At 71.8% G+C, this 19,140-nt stretch carries 17 protein-coding genes; 10 read left to right on the forward strand and 7 right to left on the reverse strand.

Translation table 11 applies throughout. From position 1 onward, the window contains the following. Together ND748_RS00430 and ND748_RS00435 are read right to left on the reverse strand one after the other, a co-directional pair. On the reverse strand, nucleotides 1-926 hold a 926-nt coding region (locus tag ND748_RS00430), incomplete at its 3' end, for an ice-binding family protein (RefSeq protein WP_251743294.1). Nucleotides 927-1,577: 651 nt separating this feature from the next. After that, a complete protein-coding gene (locus ND748_RS00435) occupies nucleotides 1,578-2,420 on the reverse strand; it encodes a metal-dependent hydrolase (RefSeq protein ID WP_251743295.1) in 843 nt (280 codons plus the stop codon). Nucleotides 2,421-2,794: 374 nt separating this feature from the next. On the opposite strand from ND748_RS00435, the gene ND748_RS00440 reads away from it, so the two are divergent. Beyond that, nucleotides 2,795-3,703 (forward strand): LLM class flavin-dependent oxidoreductase, encoded by a 909-nt coding sequence (locus ND748_RS00440; RefSeq protein ID WP_251743296.1) that lies wholly within the window; start codon nucleotides 2,795-2,797, stop codon nucleotides 3,701-3,703. A 7-nt stretch (nucleotides 3,704-3,710) separates the two neighbouring features. Here the strand turns inward: ND748_RS00440 and ND748_RS00445 are convergent, their stop codons facing one another. After that, the gene (locus ND748_RS00445) at nucleotides 3,711-4,106 is read right to left on the reverse strand and encodes a cupin domain-containing protein (protein WP_251743297.1); all 396 of its coding nucleotides are present in this window, start codon (nucleotides 4,104-4,106) and stop codon (nucleotides 3,711-3,713) included. Nucleotides 4,107-4,334: 228 nt separating this feature from the next. Next, a complete protein-coding gene (locus tag ND748_RS00455) occupies nucleotides 4,335-5,090 on the reverse strand; it encodes an IclR family transcriptional regulator (protein WP_251743298.1) in 756 nt (251 codons plus the stop codon). Nucleotides 5,091-5,391: 301 nt separating this feature from the next. On the opposite strand from ND748_RS00455, the gene ND748_RS00460 reads away from it, so the two are divergent. The 4 genes from ND748_RS00460 (at nucleotide 5,392) to ND748_RS00475 (ending at nucleotide 11,196) form a co-directional block, all read left to right on the forward strand. Then, the gene (locus tag ND748_RS00460) at nucleotides 5,392-6,777 is read left to right on the forward strand and encodes an FAD-binding oxidoreductase (RefSeq protein ID WP_251743299.1); all 1,386 of its coding nucleotides are present in this window, start codon (nucleotides 5,392-5,394) and stop codon (nucleotides 6,775-6,777) included. A gap of 100 nt (nucleotides 6,778-6,877) precedes the next feature. Further along, nucleotides 6,878-9,055 (forward strand): malate synthase G, encoded by a 2,178-nt coding sequence (locus tag ND748_RS00465; RefSeq protein ID WP_251743300.1) that lies wholly within the window; start codon nucleotides 6,878-6,880, stop codon nucleotides 9,053-9,055. Between the two features lie 64 nt (nucleotides 9,056-9,119). After that, nucleotides 9,120-10,268, forward strand: coding sequence for an acetyl-CoA C-acyltransferase (locus ND748_RS00470; protein WP_251743301.1), 1,149 nt, complete (start codon nucleotides 9,120-9,122; stop codon nucleotides 10,266-10,268). 139 nt (nucleotides 10,269-10,407) lie between these two features. Further along, nucleotides 10,408-11,196 carry an enoyl-CoA hydratase/isomerase family protein gene (locus ND748_RS00475; RefSeq protein WP_251743302.1) on the forward strand — a complete coding sequence of 263 codons (789 nt, stop codon included), beginning with the start codon at nucleotides 10,408-10,410 and terminating at the stop codon, nucleotides 11,194-11,196. A gap of 84 nt (nucleotides 11,197-11,280) precedes the next feature. Here the strand turns inward: ND748_RS00475 and ND748_RS00480 are convergent, their stop codons facing one another. Further along, nucleotides 11,281-11,592 (reverse strand): hypothetical protein, encoded by a 312-nt coding sequence (locus ND748_RS00480; RefSeq protein WP_251743303.1) that lies wholly within the window; start codon nucleotides 11,590-11,592, stop codon nucleotides 11,281-11,283. Between the two features lie 182 nt (nucleotides 11,593-11,774). Then, nucleotides 11,775-12,485, reverse strand: a complete 711-nt coding sequence (locus ND748_RS00485; protein WP_251743304.1) for a TetR/AcrR family transcriptional regulator — start codon at nucleotides 12,483-12,485, stop codon at nucleotides 11,775-11,777. A gap of 119 nt (nucleotides 12,486-12,604) precedes the next feature. Here ND748_RS00485 and ND748_RS00490 point away from each other — a divergent pair, with 119 nt between their 5' ends. The 5 genes from ND748_RS00490 to ND748_RS00510 all read left to right on the forward strand — a co-directional run bounded on the left by ND748_RS00490 (nucleotide 12,605) and on the right by ND748_RS00510 (nucleotide 18,142). Next, nucleotides 12,605-13,831: a cytochrome P450 gene (locus tag ND748_RS00490; RefSeq protein WP_251743305.1), complete on the forward strand. Its 1,227-nt coding sequence runs from the start codon at nucleotides 12,605-12,607 to the stop codon at nucleotides 13,829-13,831. Nucleotides 13,832-14,036: 205 nt separating this feature from the next. Continuing rightward, complete coding sequence (locus ND748_RS00495; protein ID WP_251743306.1) at nucleotides 14,037-14,480, forward strand: nuclear transport factor 2 family protein; 444 nt, start codon at nucleotides 14,037-14,039, stop codon at nucleotides 14,478-14,480. Further along, a complete protein-coding gene (locus tag ND748_RS00500; RefSeq protein ID WP_251743307.1) occupies nucleotides 14,477-15,550 on the forward strand; it encodes a ResA-like WAxxUGC motif-containing protein in 1,074 nt (357 codons plus the stop codon). The genes ND748_RS00495 and ND748_RS00500 overlap by 4 nt, the downstream gene beginning before the upstream one ends. After that, nucleotides 15,547-16,926 carry a phosphotransferase family protein gene (locus ND748_RS00505; RefSeq protein ID WP_251743308.1) on the forward strand — a complete coding sequence of 460 codons (1,380 nt, stop codon included), beginning with the start codon at nucleotides 15,547-15,549 and terminating at the stop codon, nucleotides 16,924-16,926. The genes ND748_RS00500 and ND748_RS00505 overlap by 4 nt, the downstream gene beginning before the upstream one ends. Nucleotides 16,927-17,002: 76 nt before the next feature. After that, nucleotides 17,003-18,142, forward strand: a complete 1,140-nt coding sequence (locus ND748_RS00510; RefSeq protein WP_251743309.1) for a ResA-like WAxxUGC motif-containing protein — start codon at nucleotides 17,003-17,005, stop codon at nucleotides 18,140-18,142. 39 nt (nucleotides 18,143-18,181) lie between these two features. On the opposite strand, the gene ND748_RS00515 is transcribed toward ND748_RS00510, so the two are convergent. Continuing rightward, nucleotides 18,182-19,140, reverse strand: a 959-nt coding sequence (locus ND748_RS00515) for a TolB-like translocation protein (RefSeq protein ID WP_251743310.1), incomplete at its 5' end; no start/stop codon positions are given.

The following is a 19,140-nucleotide window of genomic DNA, read 5'->3' on the forward strand; positions in this document are numbered from 1 at the left end:
GTCACCGTCGGAATCACGGTCGGCGTCACCGTCGGAGTCACGGTCGGCGTGACCGTCGGCGTCACCGTCGGCGTCACCGTCGGAATCACGGTCGGCGTGACCGTCGGAGTCACGGTCGGCGTGACCGTCGGCGTCACCGTCGGAATCACGGTCGGCGTCACCGTCGGAGTCACGGTCGGCGTGACCGTCGGCGTCACCGTCGGCGTCACGGTCGGCGTGACCGTCGGCGTGACCGTCGGCGTGACCGTCGGCGTGACCGTTGGAGTCACCGTCGGCGTGACCGTTGGAGTCACCGTCGGAGTCGGGGTTGGGGTCGGCGGGGGAAGGCACCCCCAACGCGTGGCCGTGTTGGTGTCCAGACTGACCTGGCCGTTGCGAGCCAGGACCCGGCCGGCGATGGTGGATCCGGTTTGCACCGTAACCGATGTCAACGCCAGGATGTTGCCGACGAATGTGGTGTTGGTTCCCAGGGTCGCCGAACTTCCGACCTGCCAGAAGACGTTGCAGGGCCGGGCGCCGTTGACAAGTGCGACGGTGCTGTTCGGTGCGGTGATCAAGGTCGATCCCGCCTGGAAGATGAACACCGCGTTCGGATCGTTCTGTGCATCCAAAGTGACCGTGCCGGTCAGGCCCATGGCGGCAGCCGTGTTGTACACACCTTGGACCAGGGTCTGGCCACCGAGATCACTGGGCGCGGCGATGGCCGGTGTCCGCCCAGCCGCATCGTTGTAGGCCGTGGTGAGGTCCGACTGGGCCTGGAGGGCGACAGCATCAGCCACATGCCGGGTGCCGTTGATCACGGCGCCCGGAGGGAATCCGGTCACCGCCGTTCCGGGACTCAGGCCCAGATCGCCCGAGATGACCGAGGGTCCGGTGTTGGTGATGGTTGCGCCCGCCAGAACCGCGAATGACGTGGCGGTTCCCAACCCGACGACAGGCTGCGCCGCCGATGCCGCCGGTGTTCCGACGAGTCCGGTCAAGAATATTACGACGAGCGCGGTTCCGGCAGCAAGTACTGTAGCGAGCCATCCGCGTACAAACCCTGTGCTAGGTGTACCGATCACAGATGTCCCCTTACCGACAGACCCGCCGCTCCGCCGGCAGACTCTCACGGCGAATAGCCAAGTTATTGCAGCTCGACTACCAGGCGGCGTGTCTTACGGATCAGGAAGCCAGGAATTTCCTGGATACAGGAGAAATAGGAATGTGACGGTGAAGGCGAATGGCCGCGGCTCCGACGCCCGGCAGACAATCGACACCTTCCGGCGACAACATGCATAGATGGCGACCGGCAGTGAAACGGTCGACAGGGTCCGACCTGGACTCGGCGTTTCACCCGCACATCGGCGAGGGTCACCCGCGGCTCGGGCCTGGCTTCCCTCGCGGAGATCATCGCGTCGCCGGAATCCCGCGTAACCGCCAGTTGGCTGGCCAGGAGGTCCTTGTCCGCCGGTGCCGCCGAGGCATCCGTTCGTACACCCAGGCGAGCTCGTAGCGCCGGTGATCGTGTCGGGGTGCCTCGGCCGGCCGACCGAGGCACCCCCTTGATCACTTCTTCGATTGCCGCAGCGCCGAGATCACGTCTTCTTCGACTGTGCAGCGGCCGCGGGGTAGCGGGCCAGGGTGGTTTGCTGGCCGGCCGGCGGGGGCGTCGTCGCCGGGTCGTAGAACGGCGAGAACGCACGGGCGAGCCGGCGAAGGTTCGCCGCACCGAGTTTCCTGGCCGTGGCCGCCTCCCGCTCCTCGGACTGCCGGCGCTGCTCGGCCGTCATCCCACGGCGGTCGGTGTCCAGCAGGTATGTCCGCAGCGGTGCGGTGCGCCGGTTCAGATGCCGGGAGGCGGTGACGATGCCCCGGGCCCGGTACAACCACGCGAACAGCCGGGGGCGGCCGTAGAGGCGGTGATAGACGCGGTTGACCACCGTGCGGTGCTCGTACTCCTCGGCGAGATGCCACTTCCACAGGTCGACCGCCGGTGACGGCGCGGCGCCGAGTTCGGTCTCCATCAGGCCGTCGACCCACAGCTCCGCGCCGGTCGAGCCGATGGTCTCGAAGCCCTCGCAGTAGGCGAGCAGCCAGCGCAGCGACCTGGTCCGCAGGAAGTGCTCGTAGTCCCGTTCCAGGACGGCCTCGTAGGCGGTCATGGCCGGATAGCCGCCGTCGCGGACCATCACGTTGAACGCCCGGTGCAGCCGGTAGTGCTGGCCCTCCTGCCGGTTGAACAGGTCGATGTCGCGCAACAGCTCGGCGTCGGCCTGCGGATCCAGCTCCTCCACCGCGCGGCGCATCACCTTGATGAGGAACGGCTCGACGTAGGCCGGGATGATGCCCTGCGCGTTCACGAGATGGACGGCCTCCAGGTTCGCGCCCCAGCGCGGGGAGACGTCGGTGAAGTCGAATTCCGGTAAACGGACACGCATACCAACACCAGATCCTTCCGAGCACGGACGGTACGACCCGGGAGCGACCGTGGTCTCACCGCCCGCTCCGCCGCCAATGATCCGACACTCGGCGGCCGTGGGAGAAGGATCTCGGCAAGGATCCCGGCGCAGAATCCCGTTGGGTGCCAGCGACCTCCCTGCCGGGTGCTCTGAATCCGACCCCCGTGAGGGTGGCCCTGCCTCTACCAGCCCCGGCCCTACCAGCCCCCGCCCCTACCAGCCCCGGCCGGGTCTTCCCGCACTCCACGCCGGAACCGAGGATGAGGGACCGGGCCTCGATGGTCCGCACCCGGCTCCGCGGGACCTCATCTGACCGCCGGGCCGGGGCCCGCAGCGGAGAGGAATGATTGCCGGTGACCAGCAAGAAGGTCCTGTTCGGGTTCGGCCTCGAGACCGGCGTCGGCGAGGTGGACGCCCTGCTCGCGCACGCGTCGCAGGCGGATCGCGACGGACTCGACCTGGTCACCCTCTCTGATCATCCGTACTTCGCCGACCGGCTGGACGCCTACTCGGTCCTGGGAGTAGTCCTGGGCCGGACGGCGCGGGTCACCGGGGCGGTGAACGTGACCAACGTGCCGAGCCGGCCCGCGCCGATGCTGGCCCGCGCCGTCACCGCGCTGTCCGCGCTGTCCGGCGGGCGCGTCGCGCTCGGGATCGGGGCGGGCGGGCTGTGGGACGACATGGCCCGGCTCGGCGTCCCCCGGCGTTCTCCGGCGCAGGCCGTCCGGGCGATGGAGGAGGCGATCCTCGTCGTGAAGGCACTCTGCGGTGGCGGCGACCCGGTGACCTTCGACGGCGAGTTCTACCAGGTCGCGGGCCTCGTTCCGGCGTCCGTCGCGGTCCCGCCGATCTGGACGGGGTCAGGCGGCCCGGCGTCGCTGGCGGTCACGGGCAGGCTCGCCGACGGCTGGCTGCCCGGCTACGCCGCCGACTGGCGCAGCGCGCGGGTGGCGCAGTCGCGCCCGCTCATCGACGCGGCGGCCGCGGCGGCCGGCCGGGATCCGGCGCAGATCGCGACCATCTACAACCTTCCCGGCCGCTTCACCTCGGCGCCGCTGGCCGCCACTCGCGACGACGCCGGCCGTTGGATCGGCGGTTCGGTCGCCCAGTGGGTCGACGAACTCACCACGGCCGTGCTGGCGACAGGCGCCGCCGGATTCGTCTACTTCCCGGTCCAGGACGGCACCCCGACGGACCTCGCCCTCGGTACCTGGGCGGGCGAGGTCGTGCCGGCAGTCCGCGAGGCGGTCGCCGGAACCTAGGAGGATCTCAACCGCGGCCGTACTCGGCGTCGGTCACGTGAGAGCCCCACGTGACCTCCGGGCCGTCGGCCGGGGCCTCCCAGATGGCGATGTGCGTCATGAAGTGGTCGGGCGCGGCGCCGTGCCAGTGCTCCTCGCCGGGCGGCGTGTAGAGCACGTCGCCGGGACGCATCACCACGACCTCGCCGCCGCGGGCCTGCACGTAGCCGACGCCTTCGGTGACGTAGAGGGTCTGGCCCACGGCATGGGAGTGCCAGGCCGTCCGGGCGCAGGGCGCGAAGCGCACCGTGTTGACGCGGACCCGGGAGGGTTCCTCGCCCCTGGCGACGACGTCGAACCACACGTCCCCGGTGAACACCTCCGCCGGCCCCTTGGTCGTGGGCTGCTTGGTCAGACGCTGCATGTGCCGCTCCTCGTGGCCTGGTGTGGCGGGTGGGGTCAGGACCGTCGGGCGGACCGATGCGCGGCGCCAGCCCGGCGGGATGCAACGCGAGGCGGTAGACATTGGCGCCGGGCCCGAGCAGGTCCGGCGCCGCGCCATCGGTGAGGATGGCGAACGCGTCGGCGCCGCGGGGGCGGCGCCGCCGAGCCAGTCGCTGGGCCTCCTTACTGCCCGCACGCGGCCGGTGGTTCAGGTGAGAATGGTGGTGAGGTCGGCGCAGGCGCGTGACAGGGCTGGCGCCGCGCGGCCGGCGAGATCGTCGCTCATGCGTACGGCCGGCCCCGACACGGACAGCGCCATCGGCGACATGCCGGGCACGGACACCGGCATCGCGACGCAGCGCACCCCGACCTCCATCTCGCCCTCGTCGAAGGCGTAGCCGCGGGCGCGGATGCCGGCCAGCTCGTCGAGCAGTGCGTCGACCTCGACGATGGTCGTGGCGGTGTGGGTGGACAGCGTCGAGCGGGTGAGGATCGAGCGGGCCTCGCCGTCGGAGAGGGTCGACAGCAGCGCCTTGCCGACGCCGGTGCAGTGCAGCGGGACCCGCCGGCCCACCTCGGTGAAGGTGCGCATCGAGTACACCCCGGGGGCCTGGGCGACGTACTCGGCCCGCTCGCCGGCCAGGACCGCAAGATTGGCCGACTCGCCGAGCCCGTCGGCGAGCGCGCGCAGGACCGGGGCGGCCCGCTCACCGAGCAAGGCGTTCGCGCCGGCGCCCAGCGGGACCAGCCGGGAACCCAGGCAGTACCGGCGGTCGGGCAGGCGGCGCAGGTAGCCGCGGATGGTGAGGGTCTGGACCAGCCGGTGGATGGTCGGCAGCGGCAGGCCGGTCGCCGCGGCCATCGCACTGATCGAACAGCCGCCCCCCGCCGCCTCCACCACCTCGAGGATGTCCAGGGCACGCTGGACCGACTGCACCGTTGCCGCACGCTGCTCGACCGGCATGTCCGCCCGCCTTCCTCTCACCTCGGGCCGCGGATCGGCCCCGGGCACCCGCGCATCGGCCCGCACTTCACCCACACGCGGCCTGCACGTGCCTGCGCTCTGCCCGCACCTGGCCTGCACTCTGCCTGAATGCGGCCTGAACGCGGCCTGCACACCGCTTGCACACCGACGTTCGCCTTGACCAAGACGGCGGCCCGCCCTACGTTCGTATCACGATACAGATTTCTTTTTCCGTATGGTGGAAGCTGGCAGGGTGCCCGGCGACGTCGCGTGGACCCTCCCCTCGGAAAGGCTGGCCCCTGTGACCGTGGAGGACGTCACCATCGCCGAGCTCGCCGAGCTGGTCGACGCGCTGCCCGCCGGGGTGGTCGTCACCGATCCGGACCTGCTCGAGAAGTACCGGCGTGACCGCGCGGCGGACCCGCTGGCGGGGCATCCGCTCGCGGCGGTGCGCGCGGAGTCGACCGAACACGTCCAGATCGCCGTCCGGTGGGCGGCCCGGCACCGCGTCGCGGTGGTCCCGCGGGGGGCGGGTACCGGGCTGTCCGGCGGATCCACCGCCGTCACCGGGGGCATCGTGCTGTCGACGGAGCGGATGCGCGCGATCCGCGTCGACCCGCTCACCCGGATCGCCGTCGTACAACCGGGCCTGCTCAACGCCGAGGTCAAGGCGGCGGCCGCGGCCCGAGGGCTGTGGTATCCGCCCGACCCGTCGTCGTTCGAGATCTGTTCCATCGGGGGCAACGTCGCGACGAACGCCGGCGGACTGTGCTGCGTGAAGTACGGCGTCACGACCGACTACGTGCTCGGGCTGGAGGTCGTGCTCGCCGACGGGCGGGTGGTGCGCCTCGGCGGCCCGCGGCTCAAGGACGTCGCCGGGCTGTCCCTGACCAAGCTGTTCGTCGGCAGCGAGGGGACCCTCGGCATCGTCACCGAGGCCACCCTGCGCCTCCTCCCGGCCCAGCCGCCGTCGAGCACGCTGGTAGCCGCCTTTCCCACCACCGAGGCGGCCACCGCGGCCATCCTCGCGATCACCTCCGCCATCCGGCCCGCGATGCTGGAGTTCATGGACCGGACGTCGATCAACGCCGTCGAGGACGTCCTGCACATGGGGCTCGACCGCGACGCCGCCGCACTGCTCGTGGCCCGCTCCGACAGCCAGTACCTCGCCGCCGAGCGCGAGATGAAGATCATGCACGACGCCTGTGTGGCCAGCGGCGCCACCGAGACGCTGGCGACCGGCGATCCGGACGAGGGCGAGGCGTTCGTCGCCGCCCGCCGGGCGGCGATCCCCGCGGTGGAGCGGCGCGGCGCGCTGCTGCTCGAGGATGTCGGCGTGCCGTTACCGCGATTACCGGAGCTCGTCCGGGGCATCGAGACGATCGCGGCCGACCGCGCGCTGACGATCGCGCTGATCGCGCACGCCGGCGACGGCAACACCCATCCCCTCATCGTCTTCGACCCGGCCGACGCGGACATGGCCCAGCGGGCCGAGCTCGCCTTCGGCGAGGTGATGGACCTCGCCATCACGCTCGACGGCACGATCACCGGCGAGCACGGCGTCGGCCGGCTCAAGAAGGCCTGGTTGCCCGACCAGCTCGGCCCGGAGGTGATGGAGTTGTCCCTGCGCATCAAGCGGGCGCTCGACCCGCTGGGCATCCTCAACCCCGGGGCGATCTTCCCCTGACGGCGCAGGCCGTCGGTGGACGGCCGCCCAGGACAACCCGACCGCGCCGGACAACCCGACCGCGCCGCTCGGCACCGCAACCACACGACAAGGACAGACGATGACCGAACGGATCCAGATCGGCGCCCTCCAGGTGGCGGCGAGCCTGCACGAGTTCGTGCAGACCGCCGCCCTGCCCGGCTCGGGAGTAGAGCCCGCGGCCTTCTGGCGGGGCGTCGAGGAGATCGTCGCCGCGCTCACGCCCGTCAACCGGGCCCTGCTCGCCGAGCGCGACGAGTTGCAGGGGAAGATCGACGACTGGCACCGCGCCCGCGCCGGCGCCGAGCACGACGCGCAGGCCTACCACGACTTCCTGGTGGAGATCGGCTACCTGCGGCCCGAGCCCGAGCCGTTCCAGATCACGACCGAGAACGTCGACGACGAGATCGCGTCGACCGCGGGTCCGCAGCTCGTCGTGCCGGTCCTCAACGCCCGGTATGCGCTCAACGCCGCGAACGCGCGCTGGGGCTCGCTGTACGACGCGCTCTACGGCACCGACGCGATCACCGAGGACGACGGCGCCCACCGCGACGGGCCCTACAACCCGGTCCGCGGCGCGAAGGTCATCGCCCATGCGCGGGCGCTGCTCGACGAGGTCGCGCCGCTGCGCGAGGGCGGCCACGCCGACGCGGCGCAGTACGCCGTCGTCGCCGGCGAGCTGGTCGTCACGCTGAGCGCCGGCACGAAGACCGGCCTCGCCGACCCCTCGGCGCTGCGCGGCTACACCGGCGAGGCGGCGTCGCCCAGCGGGATCCTGCTGGTCCACCACGGCCTGCACGTCGAGATCCGCATCGACCGCGCCGGTGCGATCGGCGCCGGTGACCCCGCCGGGATCCAGGACGTCGTTCTCGAGTCCGCGCTCACCACGATCGTCGACTTCGAGGACTCCATCACCGCCGTCGACGCCGAGGACAAGGTGGCGGCCTACGCCAACTGGCTGGCGTTGAACCAGGGCACCCTGACCGCGAAGGTGACCAAGGGCGGGTCGTCGTTCGACCGCGCGCTGGCCGCGGACCGGACGTTCACCGCGCCGGACGGCGGGCAGGTCGTGCTCCCGGGCCGGGCGCTGCTGCTCGTCCGCAACGTCGGGCACCTGATGACCACCGACGCGATCCTCGACGCCGACGGCGCGGAGGTGTTCGAAGGCATCCTCGACGCGATCATCACGTCCCTGGCGGCACTGCCGAGCCTGCGCGCGGACGCGGCCCGGCGCAACAGCCGCACCGGCTCGATCTACATCGTCAAGCCGAAGATGCACGGCCCGGCCGAGGCCGCCCTCACCGTCGACCTGTTCAGCCGGGTCGAGAAGCTGCTCGGCCTGCCGGCTGACACCCTCAAGATCGGCATTATGGACGAGGAGCGCCGCACCACGGTCAACCTCGCCGCGTCGATCGAGGCGGCCCGCCGGCGGGTGGTGTTCATCAACACCGGCTTCCTGGACCGGTCCGGCGACGAGATCCACACCTCCTTCGAGGCCGGGCCGATGGTGCGCAAGGCCGACATGAAGACGCAGACCTGGATCACCACCTACGAGAACAACAACGTCGACCAGGGGCTGGCGGCCGGCCTGTCGGGCCGCGCCCAGATCGGCAAGGGCATGTGGGCGATGCCCGACCTGATGGCCGACATGCTGACCCAGAAGATCGGCCAGCTCCGGGCCGGTGCGACGACGGCCTGGGTGCCCTCGCCCACCGCGGCGACCCTGCACGCGCTGCACTACCACCAGGTCGACGTCTTCGCCCGCCAACGCGAGCTCGCCGACCGGCCCCGCGCGGACCTGCGCGACATCCTGCGGATCCCGCTCGGCGACCCGGCCGCGTGGAGCGCCGAGGACCGCCAGCAGGAGATCGACAACAACGCGCAGTCGATCCTCGGCTACGTCGTGCGCTGGATCGACCAGGGCATCGGCTGCTCGAAGGTGCCCGACATCCACGACGTCGCGCTGATGGAGGACCGCGCCACCCTGCGGATCTCCAGCCAGCTCATGGCGAACTGGCTGCGCCACGGCGTCGTCACCCCGGAGCAGGTGCACGCCAGCCTGCAGCGGATGGCCGCCGTCGTCGACAAGCAGAACGCCGACGATCCCGCCTACCGGCCGATGGCCCCGGACTTCGACGGTGTCGCCTTCCGCTGCGCCACCAGCCTCATCTTCGACGGCGCCCGGCAGCCCAACGGCTACACCGAGCCGATCCTGCACGCCCACCGCCGGGAGGCGAAGGCGCTGGCCGCGGGCCTGTGACGCCCCGACGTGTGACGCTGGCCGGCAAGGAGAAACGGACGACTATGGGCAAGGTGGTGGGGTCATGCGGGATGCAGTGATCGTCGAAGCGGTGCGGTCGCCGGTGGGCAAGCGGAACGGGGCACTGGCCGGGGTCCATCCCGGCGATCTGTCGGCGCACGTGCTGACGGAGCTGGCCGCCCGCAGCGGGATCGACCCCGGCCTGGTCGACGACGTCGTGTGGGGGGTCGTCTCGCAGGTCGGCGAGCAGGCCCTCGACGTCGCCCGCACCGCGGTGATCACCGCCGGTTGGCCGGAACATGTACCCGGCACGACCGTCGACCGGCAGTGCGGCTCGTCGCAGCAGGCCGTCCACTTCGCCGCCGCCGGGGTCATCGCCGGGCACTACGACGTGGTCGTGGCGGGCGGCGTCGAGTCGATGACCCGGGTGCCGATGGGTTCCGCGGTCGGCGACGCCAAGCCGCATCCGGCCAGGTTCATCGAGTACTGCGGCGGGGTGCGTCCCAACCAGGGCGTCGGCGCCGAGATGATCGCCGAGAAGTGGGGCCTGTCGCGGACCGACTGCGACGAGTTCTCGCTCGCCAGCCACGCGCGGGCGGCGGCGGCCCAGGACGCCGGTCGGTTCGAGGCCCAGATCGCCCCGGTCGACCTGCCGGGCGGCGGCGTGTTCGCCGCCGACGAGGGCGTCCGCCGCGGCGGCACCCTCGAGTCCCTCGGCAAGCTGAAGACCGTCTTCCGCCCGGACGGCGGCGTCGTCACGGCCGGCAACGCCTCGCAGATCTCCGACGGTTCCGCCGCACTGCTCCTGACGACGAGCGAGCGGGCGGCCGAGCTCGGCCTCACCCCGATCGCCCGCGTGCACACCGCGGTCGTCGTCGGCTCCGACCCCGTCATGATGCTGACCGGTCCCATCCCGGCCACCCACAAGGTGCTGGCGCGCAGCGGCCTGTCCCTCGGCGACATCGGCGCGTTCGAGGTCAACGAGGCGTTCGCGCCGGTCCCGCTGGCGTGGCTGGCCGAGTTCGGCGCCGACCCCGTCACGGTCAACCCCAACGGCGGCGCGATCGCGCTCGGCCACCCCCTCGGCGGCTCGGGCGCACGGATCATGACCACGCTCGTCCACCACATGCGGGACAACGGCATCCGGTACGGCCTGCAGACCATGTGCGAGGGCGGCGGTCAGGCCAACGCCACCATCCTCGAGCTGCTCTGACGCGCTGGCTGCTCTGACGCGCTGGCTGCCCTGTGCCCGGGGGCTGCCCTGTGCCCGGGGGCTGCCCTGAGCCCGCGGGCGGGCGGCTGCGGCCAGCTCCGATCCTTCCTTTCCGTCCTCACGAAGTGGAACCTTCTCAGTGGTAGACGACGCCCACGACCTGCTGCGCTACGAGTCGGTCGGCCCGATCCGGGTCATCACGCTCAACGACCCCGACAAGCTCAATCCGATGACCGACGCGCTGCACGAGGCCCTCACCGACGTGTGGGTGAAGGTCATGCGCGACCGCGAGGTCCGCGCCGTCGTGCTCACCGGCGCCGGGCGCGCCTTCTCCGCCGGCGGCGACATCCCGGGCTTCCTGGCGTGCGTCGAGGACCTCGACCACCGCCGGTCCAACATGCGCACCGCCCGCCTGCTCGTCGACCACATCCTCGGCTGCCACGTGCCGGTGATCGCCGCGGTGAACGGCCCGGCGGTCGGCCTCGGCTGCAGCATCGCGGTGTCCTGCGACATCGTTCTCATGTCGGAGAAGGCCTACCTGGCCGACACCCACGTCAACGTCGGGCTCGTCGCCGGCGACGGCGGCGTGGTGACCTGGCCGTTCATGATGAGCCTGCTCAAGGCCAAGGAGTACCTGTTCACCGGCGAGCGGATCCCGGCCGCCACCGCCGTCGAGCTGGGCCTGGCCAACCGGGTCGTCCCGCACGAGAAGCTGCTCGACGAGGCGATGGCCCTGGCGGAAAAGCTGGCCGGGCAGCCCGCCCAGGCGCTGCAGGAGACCAAGCGCTCCCTCAACCTGCACCTGCAGCACGCCGCCCTGAAGGTGCTGCCCTACGCCCTGTCGACCGAAAGCGAGTCGTTCTCCTCGCCCGAGGTCGCCGAACGGGCCCGCGCGTTCGCGGCCCGCTCCAGCAACGGCAAGGGCTGATCCACCAGAACCCCGGCGGACGGGTTCCCCGAAGCGGCTGCGGCCAGCACGGGAACCCGCCCGTCCGGGTGCGGCGGGATCGACTCAGCGGTCCATCCAGTGCAGGGACGGGTCCCGGCGGCGCTCCCGCTCGGCGCGCAGCCCGGCGCGGCCGTTCTTCGTCGCCAACCTGCGGAAGTAGAAGCCGAGCCCCACGAAGGCCCACACCAGCATCGCGCCGGCCCAGGCGATCCCGGCGACGGTCAGTCCGGCCTCGGCATTGCCGAAGATTGTGCCGATCAGGGCTCCGGCGATCAGGAACGGAATGCCGATCAGGGCCATCAGGGCACGGACGTCGTAGCCGTTGCGCGGGTCGAGCTGCCGCTTCGCCCACCGTCCCAGGCCGGTGTCCACCATCGGTCCTCCCGTCAGGTCCATGGACTCGAACGGGGGACCTCTACCCGGTTCGTCGCCGTCAAGACCACGCAACGACCGGCTACGGAGGAATCGGGAATCGGGCCGTGGCCCCGGACCCGTAGTGGCAGCATTTCGGCCGGGTTCTCAGCGCGGCGGCCACATTCCCGGTCCCGGCCTTTTCGCTAGACGGGCAAGTCCGGACCAGGGCGGAGGCCAGTCGCGGTGCGTTGTGCGCGGTTTGGCGCCTGCGGATCGTGCACTTCGCACCGCGCTCTCTCCCGCGCATCGCGGCCTGCCGCTACCGATACATGATCATTATCCGAGGTTCGACGGGGGCCGAGGGCGGCGTCGACGATGCGGTCGGCGAAGGCGCGGTCGACGGGGGCGCGTTGGATCGTCACCCGGAAGATCAACGGGCCGAGGATCTGGGCGAGCAGTTCGTCGTTGTCGCGGTCCGCCACCGTCTCGCCGGCGGCGACCGCCCGGTCGATCGCGCCGCGCAGCAGCGACGAGATGCGCCGCAGGAGGTCGTCGCGGAGGCCGGCCACGGCGGGGTTCTGGTCGGCGGTGGCGATGACGGTGGTGAGGAACTGCCGGGCGACCGGCTGGGCGAGATCGGCCGCTGACCGGATCAGCTCGCGGCTGAGCCACTCCCGCAGGGGGCCCTCGCCGGCACGCAGCAGCGGCTGTTCGGTGATCATCAGCGCCTCGGTGATCAGGTCGATCTGGCGCGGCCAGTGCCGGTAGATCGTCGCCCGGCCCACCTCGGCCCGCTGCGCCACGCGCTGGTGCGTCAGCGCCGCGGGACCCTCGTCCTCGAACAGCGACCGCACGGCCTCGCGCACCGCGGCGCGGGTGCGGGCGATTCGGGCGTCCTCGGCCGTCGTCTCCATGGGTCGAAATTCTATGAGACATCTTGACTCACAAAGAAGTTGTGAGGCACTCTGCCTCACAGGCCCGGGATGAGTCGTGGGTCACACGGCGTGCCGGCGAACGAGTCGAGGAGACGGCCATGACCGACGAGCCAAACAGCGGGAAGCTCACAATCAAAGATCTTCCGATCGGGCGGGATCGGGACGCGGCCTGGCGCCAGATTCGCGAACACGGCCGCACGGTGCAGCTCGACGGTGGCGTCGCGGTAACCGATGTCGAGACCGTCGAGACCGTGTTACGCCAGCCCTCGGTCTTCTCGTCGAAGAAGGCGTTCGACGTCCTCGGCAGCCCGCTGCCGCTCGTGCCCATCGCGTTCGACCCGCCCGACCAGACCCGTTACCGACGCATTCTCCAGCCGTTCTTCAGCCCGCGGGCCATCCGACCGCTGGAGGATGAGTTACGCCGGCAGATCATCGAGATCATCGAGCCGTTGGTGCGCCGCGGGTCCTGCGAATACGTCGCCGAGGTGGCGGGAATCTTCCCGGTTCAGGTGTTCCTCACGCTGTTCGGGTTGCCGCTGGAGATGCGCGACCAGTTCATCGAATGGAAGGACGCCATTCTCGGGATCAGCGACCCCTCCGGTAACACCGCCCTGGACGAGGCCACGACCGAGGCCGCCATGGCCACGGCGCTGGGGCTGTTCAGCTACCTGGCCGACCTGGTCCCGGCGCGCCGCGGGGTCGCGGGCGACGACGTCCTGAGCCAGCTGCTCTGTCTGACGGGCGACGAGGCCCTGACCGACGAGGAGGCCATCGGCCTGTGCTTCCTGTTCGTCCTGGCGGGTCTGGACACCGTCGTGGACGCGCTCGGGTTCGGCATGGACCGGCTGATCCGCAACCCGGACCGGCGCCGCGAGATCGTCGAGGATCCCGCGCTCATCCCGGCCGCGATCGAGGAGCTCCTGCGCCTCGACCCGCCGGCGCCGTTCGTGCCGCGGGTGACCACCGAACAGACCGTGCTGGACGGGCGGACGCTGCCCGCGGACACCCGGGTCACCACCAATCTCGCCGCCGCGAACCGGGACGAGCTCCGCCATCCCGACCCCTACGCGGTGAACTTCCACCGCGGCGACAACCCGCATCTGAGCTTCGGCGCCGGGGTGCACCGCTGCCTGGGCTCGCACCTGGCGCGGCTGGAGATGCGCCTGGTGCTGGCGGAGTGGCACCGGCTGATCCCCGACTACGATCTTGCCCCCGGCGCGTCGCCGCAGGTGAGGTGGCCACGCGGCACGCTCGGGCTGGACGCCCTGCCACTGGTCTTCCCCGCGTCGGCGCCGTCCGCCGGGGCGGGTGGGCAGACGTCATGAGACCGGAAGGCAGGCGACAAAAGATAGGCCGAAGAGTTCATTTATCGACCTGATCCTTGCGGTTCGTCGGGGGCGGTGGTTACGGTTCCTCCGGGCCCGCCCGGAGGAACCCGCTGCCCCCGGACACCTCGCCGGACACCTCGCGCGAGGCCCCGCAGAAGCCGACCCAGCGGGCCGACCCGACCCCGAGGAGGGCTCCCGCCCAATGGGTACACGGCAGGAAGCACCCGTCCGCGAACTTCTGCGCCTGTTCGACGAGGGCGACTTCGTCGGCAACATGGACCGGTTGCTGGCCCAGTTCACCGAGGACGCGACGTACCAGATGAGCGTGCCCGGCCGGGAGGCGCTGCGCGGCCGGGAACTCATCGCCAAAGAACTCGCCCGGCAGGCCGGCGACTACTCCGACTGCGTCTGCGAGATCCTCACCGTGGTCAGCGACGACCGCCACGTCGTCACCGAACGGATCGATCACGTGACGATGCTGCACGACGGCACCCGGGTGTCGAACCCGCTGCTCGCCATCTTCGAGGTCAACGACGACGGCCGCATCGTCGCGTGGCGCGAGTACTGGGACGCCCTGTCCCTGTCGCACCGGATGGGCGTCGACCCGGGGACCATGCTCGGCCTGATGGGACTGGAGACGGCGTGATCCTCGACGATCTCGCCGTGGACCCCGCCGGCTTCCAGGCCGGCACCGGTTGGGCCATCAAGGCGCAGGGCGCCTGCAAGGGCGACGTGTGCGTGCCATTACCGAGCTCCGTGCGCCGGTCCGACGGCCGGCTCGACGTGACCGGGCTCGCCGAACGCCTCGGCATGGGCCTGGTCGCGGACGAGGCGCACGGCGTGTGGGCGCTGGGCCCGGAGTCCGCGGTCACCGGCCGGGCGCTGACCACCGCGCAGGCGCCGCCGCTCGAACTGCCCCAACTGGACGGGACGCCGTTTCGGCTGGACAGCCTGCGCGGGCAGAAGGTCGTGCTCGTCGCCTGGGCCTCCTGGTGCGGCTGCCGCGAGGACCTGCGGCTGTGGAGCGCGCTGCGCGAACAGCTGCACCCGCTCGGCCTCGAGGTCGTCACGGTCGCGCTGGACACCGGCGGTCCGGACGCCGCCCGGCCCTGGATCGAGAAGGCCGGCAGAAACCATCCCGCGCTCATCGATGCCCGGCACGAGCTGGGAGCCAAGTTCGGCGTCGTCAACGTGCCGAACGGGCTGTGGATCGACGAGGACGGCGTCATCGTCCGCCCGGCGGAGCCGGCCTGGATCGAGGATCCGCACGCCAGCTCCGAGACCGCCGCGCGATCGCTCGACGAGCTGCCCGCCGACCATCGCGACGTCCGCGCCGAGATCGGGAAGATGGTCATCGACCCGGCGGTGTACCCGGCGATGATCCGGGACTGGGTGGCGAACGGCCGCGCCAGCCGGTACGCCCTCGAACCGCACGAGGTGCTCGACCGCGCCCGCCCGCGCGACGGCGCCGCCAGCCGGGCCGCCGCCCGCTTCGAACTCGGCGAGTACGTCCACCGCGCCGGCGACCACCCCGCCGCCGTCGCCCACTGGCGCGAGGCGCACCGCCTGCAACCCGACAACTGGACGTACAAGCGCCAGGCCTGGAACCTCGCCGAACCGGAGTCCGTGCGGACGATCGACGCCTACGGCACCGGCTGGCTCGACGACGTCCGCGCCCTCGGCGCCGAGAACTACTACCCCCAGATCCAGCCGTGACCGGGGCCGAGGCCACCGACGGCCCGGCGGCAGCCGCCCGCACCGCGGAGGAGGACCGCCTCGTCGCCCGGGTCGAGGAGCTGGTCGGCGGCAGGGTCACCGCGATCGAACGCCAGCCGCGCTGGCGCAAGGCCTGGTACCTCACCGTCGACCGGGACGGAACCGAACTGGCGCTGTACGTCCGCGGGGACAAGCAGATCGACGCCGAGCCCTATCCGGGGCTGGACCGCGAGGCCGCGATCCTGCGGATCCTGGAGCGCAACGGCGTCCCGGTCCCCCACGTCCACGGCATGAGCAGCGATCCGATCGGCATCGTCATGGATCGGGTGCCCGGGACCCGCGACGTCGCCGAGGCGGCGGACGACGACGAGCGCCGCGGCATCGCCGAGCAATATATGGAGATCCTCGCCCGGATGCACGGTATCGACGTGGCCGAGTTCGCCGCCGCCGGCATCGAGGTCCCGACCACGCCCGCGGGGGCGCAGCTCGCGTTCGTCGACGCCAACGAGCGGCTGTACCGGCGGACGAAGAAGGCCGCGGAACCGCTCGTCGAGTGGGCGCTGCGCTGGGCGCGGCGCCGGCTGCCCACCGCCGGCAACCGGGCCCGGTTCATCCACGGTGACACCGGCCAGTTCCTGTTCGTCGACGGCCGGATCACCTGCGTCTACGACTTCGAGGCGTCGCACATCGGCGATCCGCTGTCCGACCTGGCCGGGCTGCGCACCCGGGCCGGCACCGAGCCGCTCGGCGCCGACATCGAGCACATGATCCGCCACTACCAGCGGGTGGCCGGCACGACCGTCGACCCCTCGGCGCTGTCGTTCTACACGGCCACGTACATGCTCACCGCGGTGATGGCGCTCAGCGGGCCGCTGACCGAGCTGCGCCCCGCCGATCAGCAGGCCGAGTACCTGACCTGGGATCTGATGGTCCGCCGGGCGATGCTGTGGGCGATCGCCGAGGTCGAGGGCGTCAAGATCGAGCCCGCGCCGCCGGTGACCGTCCCGACGGGCTATCCCGCCCGCATCGCCACGGTGCTCGAGGGCACCGTGCGGCGGATGGTGCCGGCGACGCCCGTCGACGAGGCCAACCAGAGCGCGGCGCTCGCCCTGGCCCGGTGGGCGGGCGCGATGGTCGCCGTGGGAGCGGCGAACGTCGAGCGCGACCTCGACCGGGCCGCCGTCCTGCTCGGCCACCGCCCCGCCGACCAGGCCGCCGCCGACACCGAGCTGGAACGGTTCGTGCTGGCCGCGGGCCCCGAGCACGACGTCGCCCTGCTGGAGTACTTCGCCGCCCAGACCGAGGCGCGGGTCGCCGAGGCCGTCCCGATGCGGGCGCGGCTCGAACAGTACGCGCTGCCCAAGGTCGTCCTCTAGACCCTGGGCTAGACCCTGGGCTAGACCCTGGGCCCGGGCGTGACCCCGACGCCAGCCCCGATCCGAGGAGCAACACATGCTCGTGAGCACGGACACCGTGGACCCGGCGGTCTTCACCGCCGGAACCGGCTGGTCGATCAAGCCGCAGGGCGCCTGCAAGGGCGAACACTGCGTACCGCTGCCGGCCGAGGCCCGGGACGCCGCCGGTGACATCGTCGTCGAGGTGGTCGCCGGCCGGCTCGGGATGCCGCTCGTCGTCGACGCGGAGCACGGGCTGACGGCGGTCGGGCCCGAGGCCGCCGTCACCGGCCGGGCGCTGTCCACCGCGCAGGCGCCGGAGCTGACGCTGCCGACGTTCGACGGCGCGACGTTCCAGCTCTCGCGGCTGCGTGGGACGAAGGTGCTGCTCGTCGCCTGGGCGTCCTGGTGCGGCTGCGCCCACGACCTGCCGCTGTGGGCCGAGCTGCGGGAACGGCTGCGCGGGAGCAACCTGGAGATCGTCACGGTGGCGATGGACGTCGCGGGCCCCGACGCCGGGCGGCAGTTCGTGGAACGGGCGGCGCCGCGGCACCCGGCGGCGATCGACGCCGAGCACAGCCTCGGGCGGCTGTTCGGCGTCGTCAACGTGCCGAGCGGGGTGTGGATCGACGAGGCGGGGATGATCGTGCGCCCGGCCGAGCCGGCCTTCCCCGGCCGGGTCGTCATCTTCGACGAGTTACGCAGGGCCGACCTCGCCCGCGAGGCCACCGCGAGCGTCGGCACCCTCGACCGGATGCGCGAGGTGCTGCGCAGCGACGACGGGCTGTCCGACTCGACCGTCTCCCTGGTCGAGATGACCCGGGTCATCGCCGACCACGCCGAACCGGAGCTGTATCTGCGGATGCTGCTCGACTGGGCGGACAAGGGCGCGGCCAGCGAGTACGTTCTGGCGCCGGACGAGGTCGTCGACCGCTCCGCCCCCCGCCCGCCCGAGGTCGCGACGGCCGCCGCCCACTTCGAACTCGGTCAGCATCTCGAACACGCCGGCGACCACCTCGCCGCGGTGGGGCACTGGCGGCGCGCCCACGAGTTGCAGCCGCTGAACTGGACCTACAAACGCCAGGCCTGGCGCTTCGAATACGGCCCCGACGGCCAGCCAGACCTGTATGACAGCTCGATGGAGAATGATCTACGCGCCGTCGGCCCGGAAAACTACTATCCGAGGCTGCTGCCCTGACCAACACCGAGGGGGCGGCACGCACAAATGTGGTAGGTGTCAGCTCGGAACGGGCGGGGCGACCGGGACCACGGACTGGGCGGCCGGGACGAGCAGCCGTGGGCGACCGGTGCCGTCGGCCGGGACCGTCCAGGTGTCGGCGAGGGGCCTGTCGGGGCCGGGGTTCGCCACGGCGTAGCTGACGTGGTCGTTGTCGGTCCAGGCGGCCTGGTCGTCCACGTCACGGGTCTCGGCGAGCGGCCGGTCCGCGCCGGTCGCCAGGTCGAGGACGTGCAGGCGCCAGGTCGCCGGGGCGAAGCCGTGGCTGCGCCGGGACTTGTAGGCGATGCGGTCGCCGGCCGGGGACAGCGACGGGCACTCCACGCCGTCGCGTAGGACCTCCGCCCGCCGGTCGCGCACGTGCCCGCGGATGAGGTAGTAGCGGTCGCCGGTGTGCAGGGTGGCGTAGAAGGTGTCGGAATCCGCCGCGAAGGTGACGCCCCAGAAGTTCTCGTCGATGGCGTGTATCCGCCGCCCGGCCCGCGTCACGGCGAAGTCCTCCAGGTCGGCGACGATCCGGCCGGCGGTGAGATCGATGAGCAACGTCCGGGTCGAGAACGTGTCGATGTTGTAGGCGTCGCCGGCGACGAAGGTGGTCACCGCGCCGATCCGCCCGTCCGGCGCCACCCGCGTCCGGCTGGCCAGCCCCGCGATCGGCAGCCGGAACAGCACGCGCAGCCGGTCGTCGAACACCGCGACCCCCGCGCGGGCGGACGCCCGGTCGTCGCGCAGGCAGATGCCGTGCCCGGCTCGCTGGTCCACCCGGTCGCAGGTCAGGGACGTCGGCGCGCGTGGCCCGGCCGGAGCACGCACGTCGACGGCCTCGACCCGGCCGAAGCCCGCGCCTTCGGCGGCGTCGAGCACCAGCAGGTGCGGGCGGGCCAGCAACGCCGGCAGTGACTCGGTCAGCGGCACCGTGCCCGCGGCGCCGGGCAACGCCGAGCCCACCACGCCCGGCG

The sequence above is a fragment of the Frankia sp. AiPs1 genome, from assembly GCF_023716945.1.
In the GTDB taxonomy this organism is placed as follows: Bacteria; Actinomycetota; Actinomycetes; order Frankiales; family Frankiaceae; genus Frankia.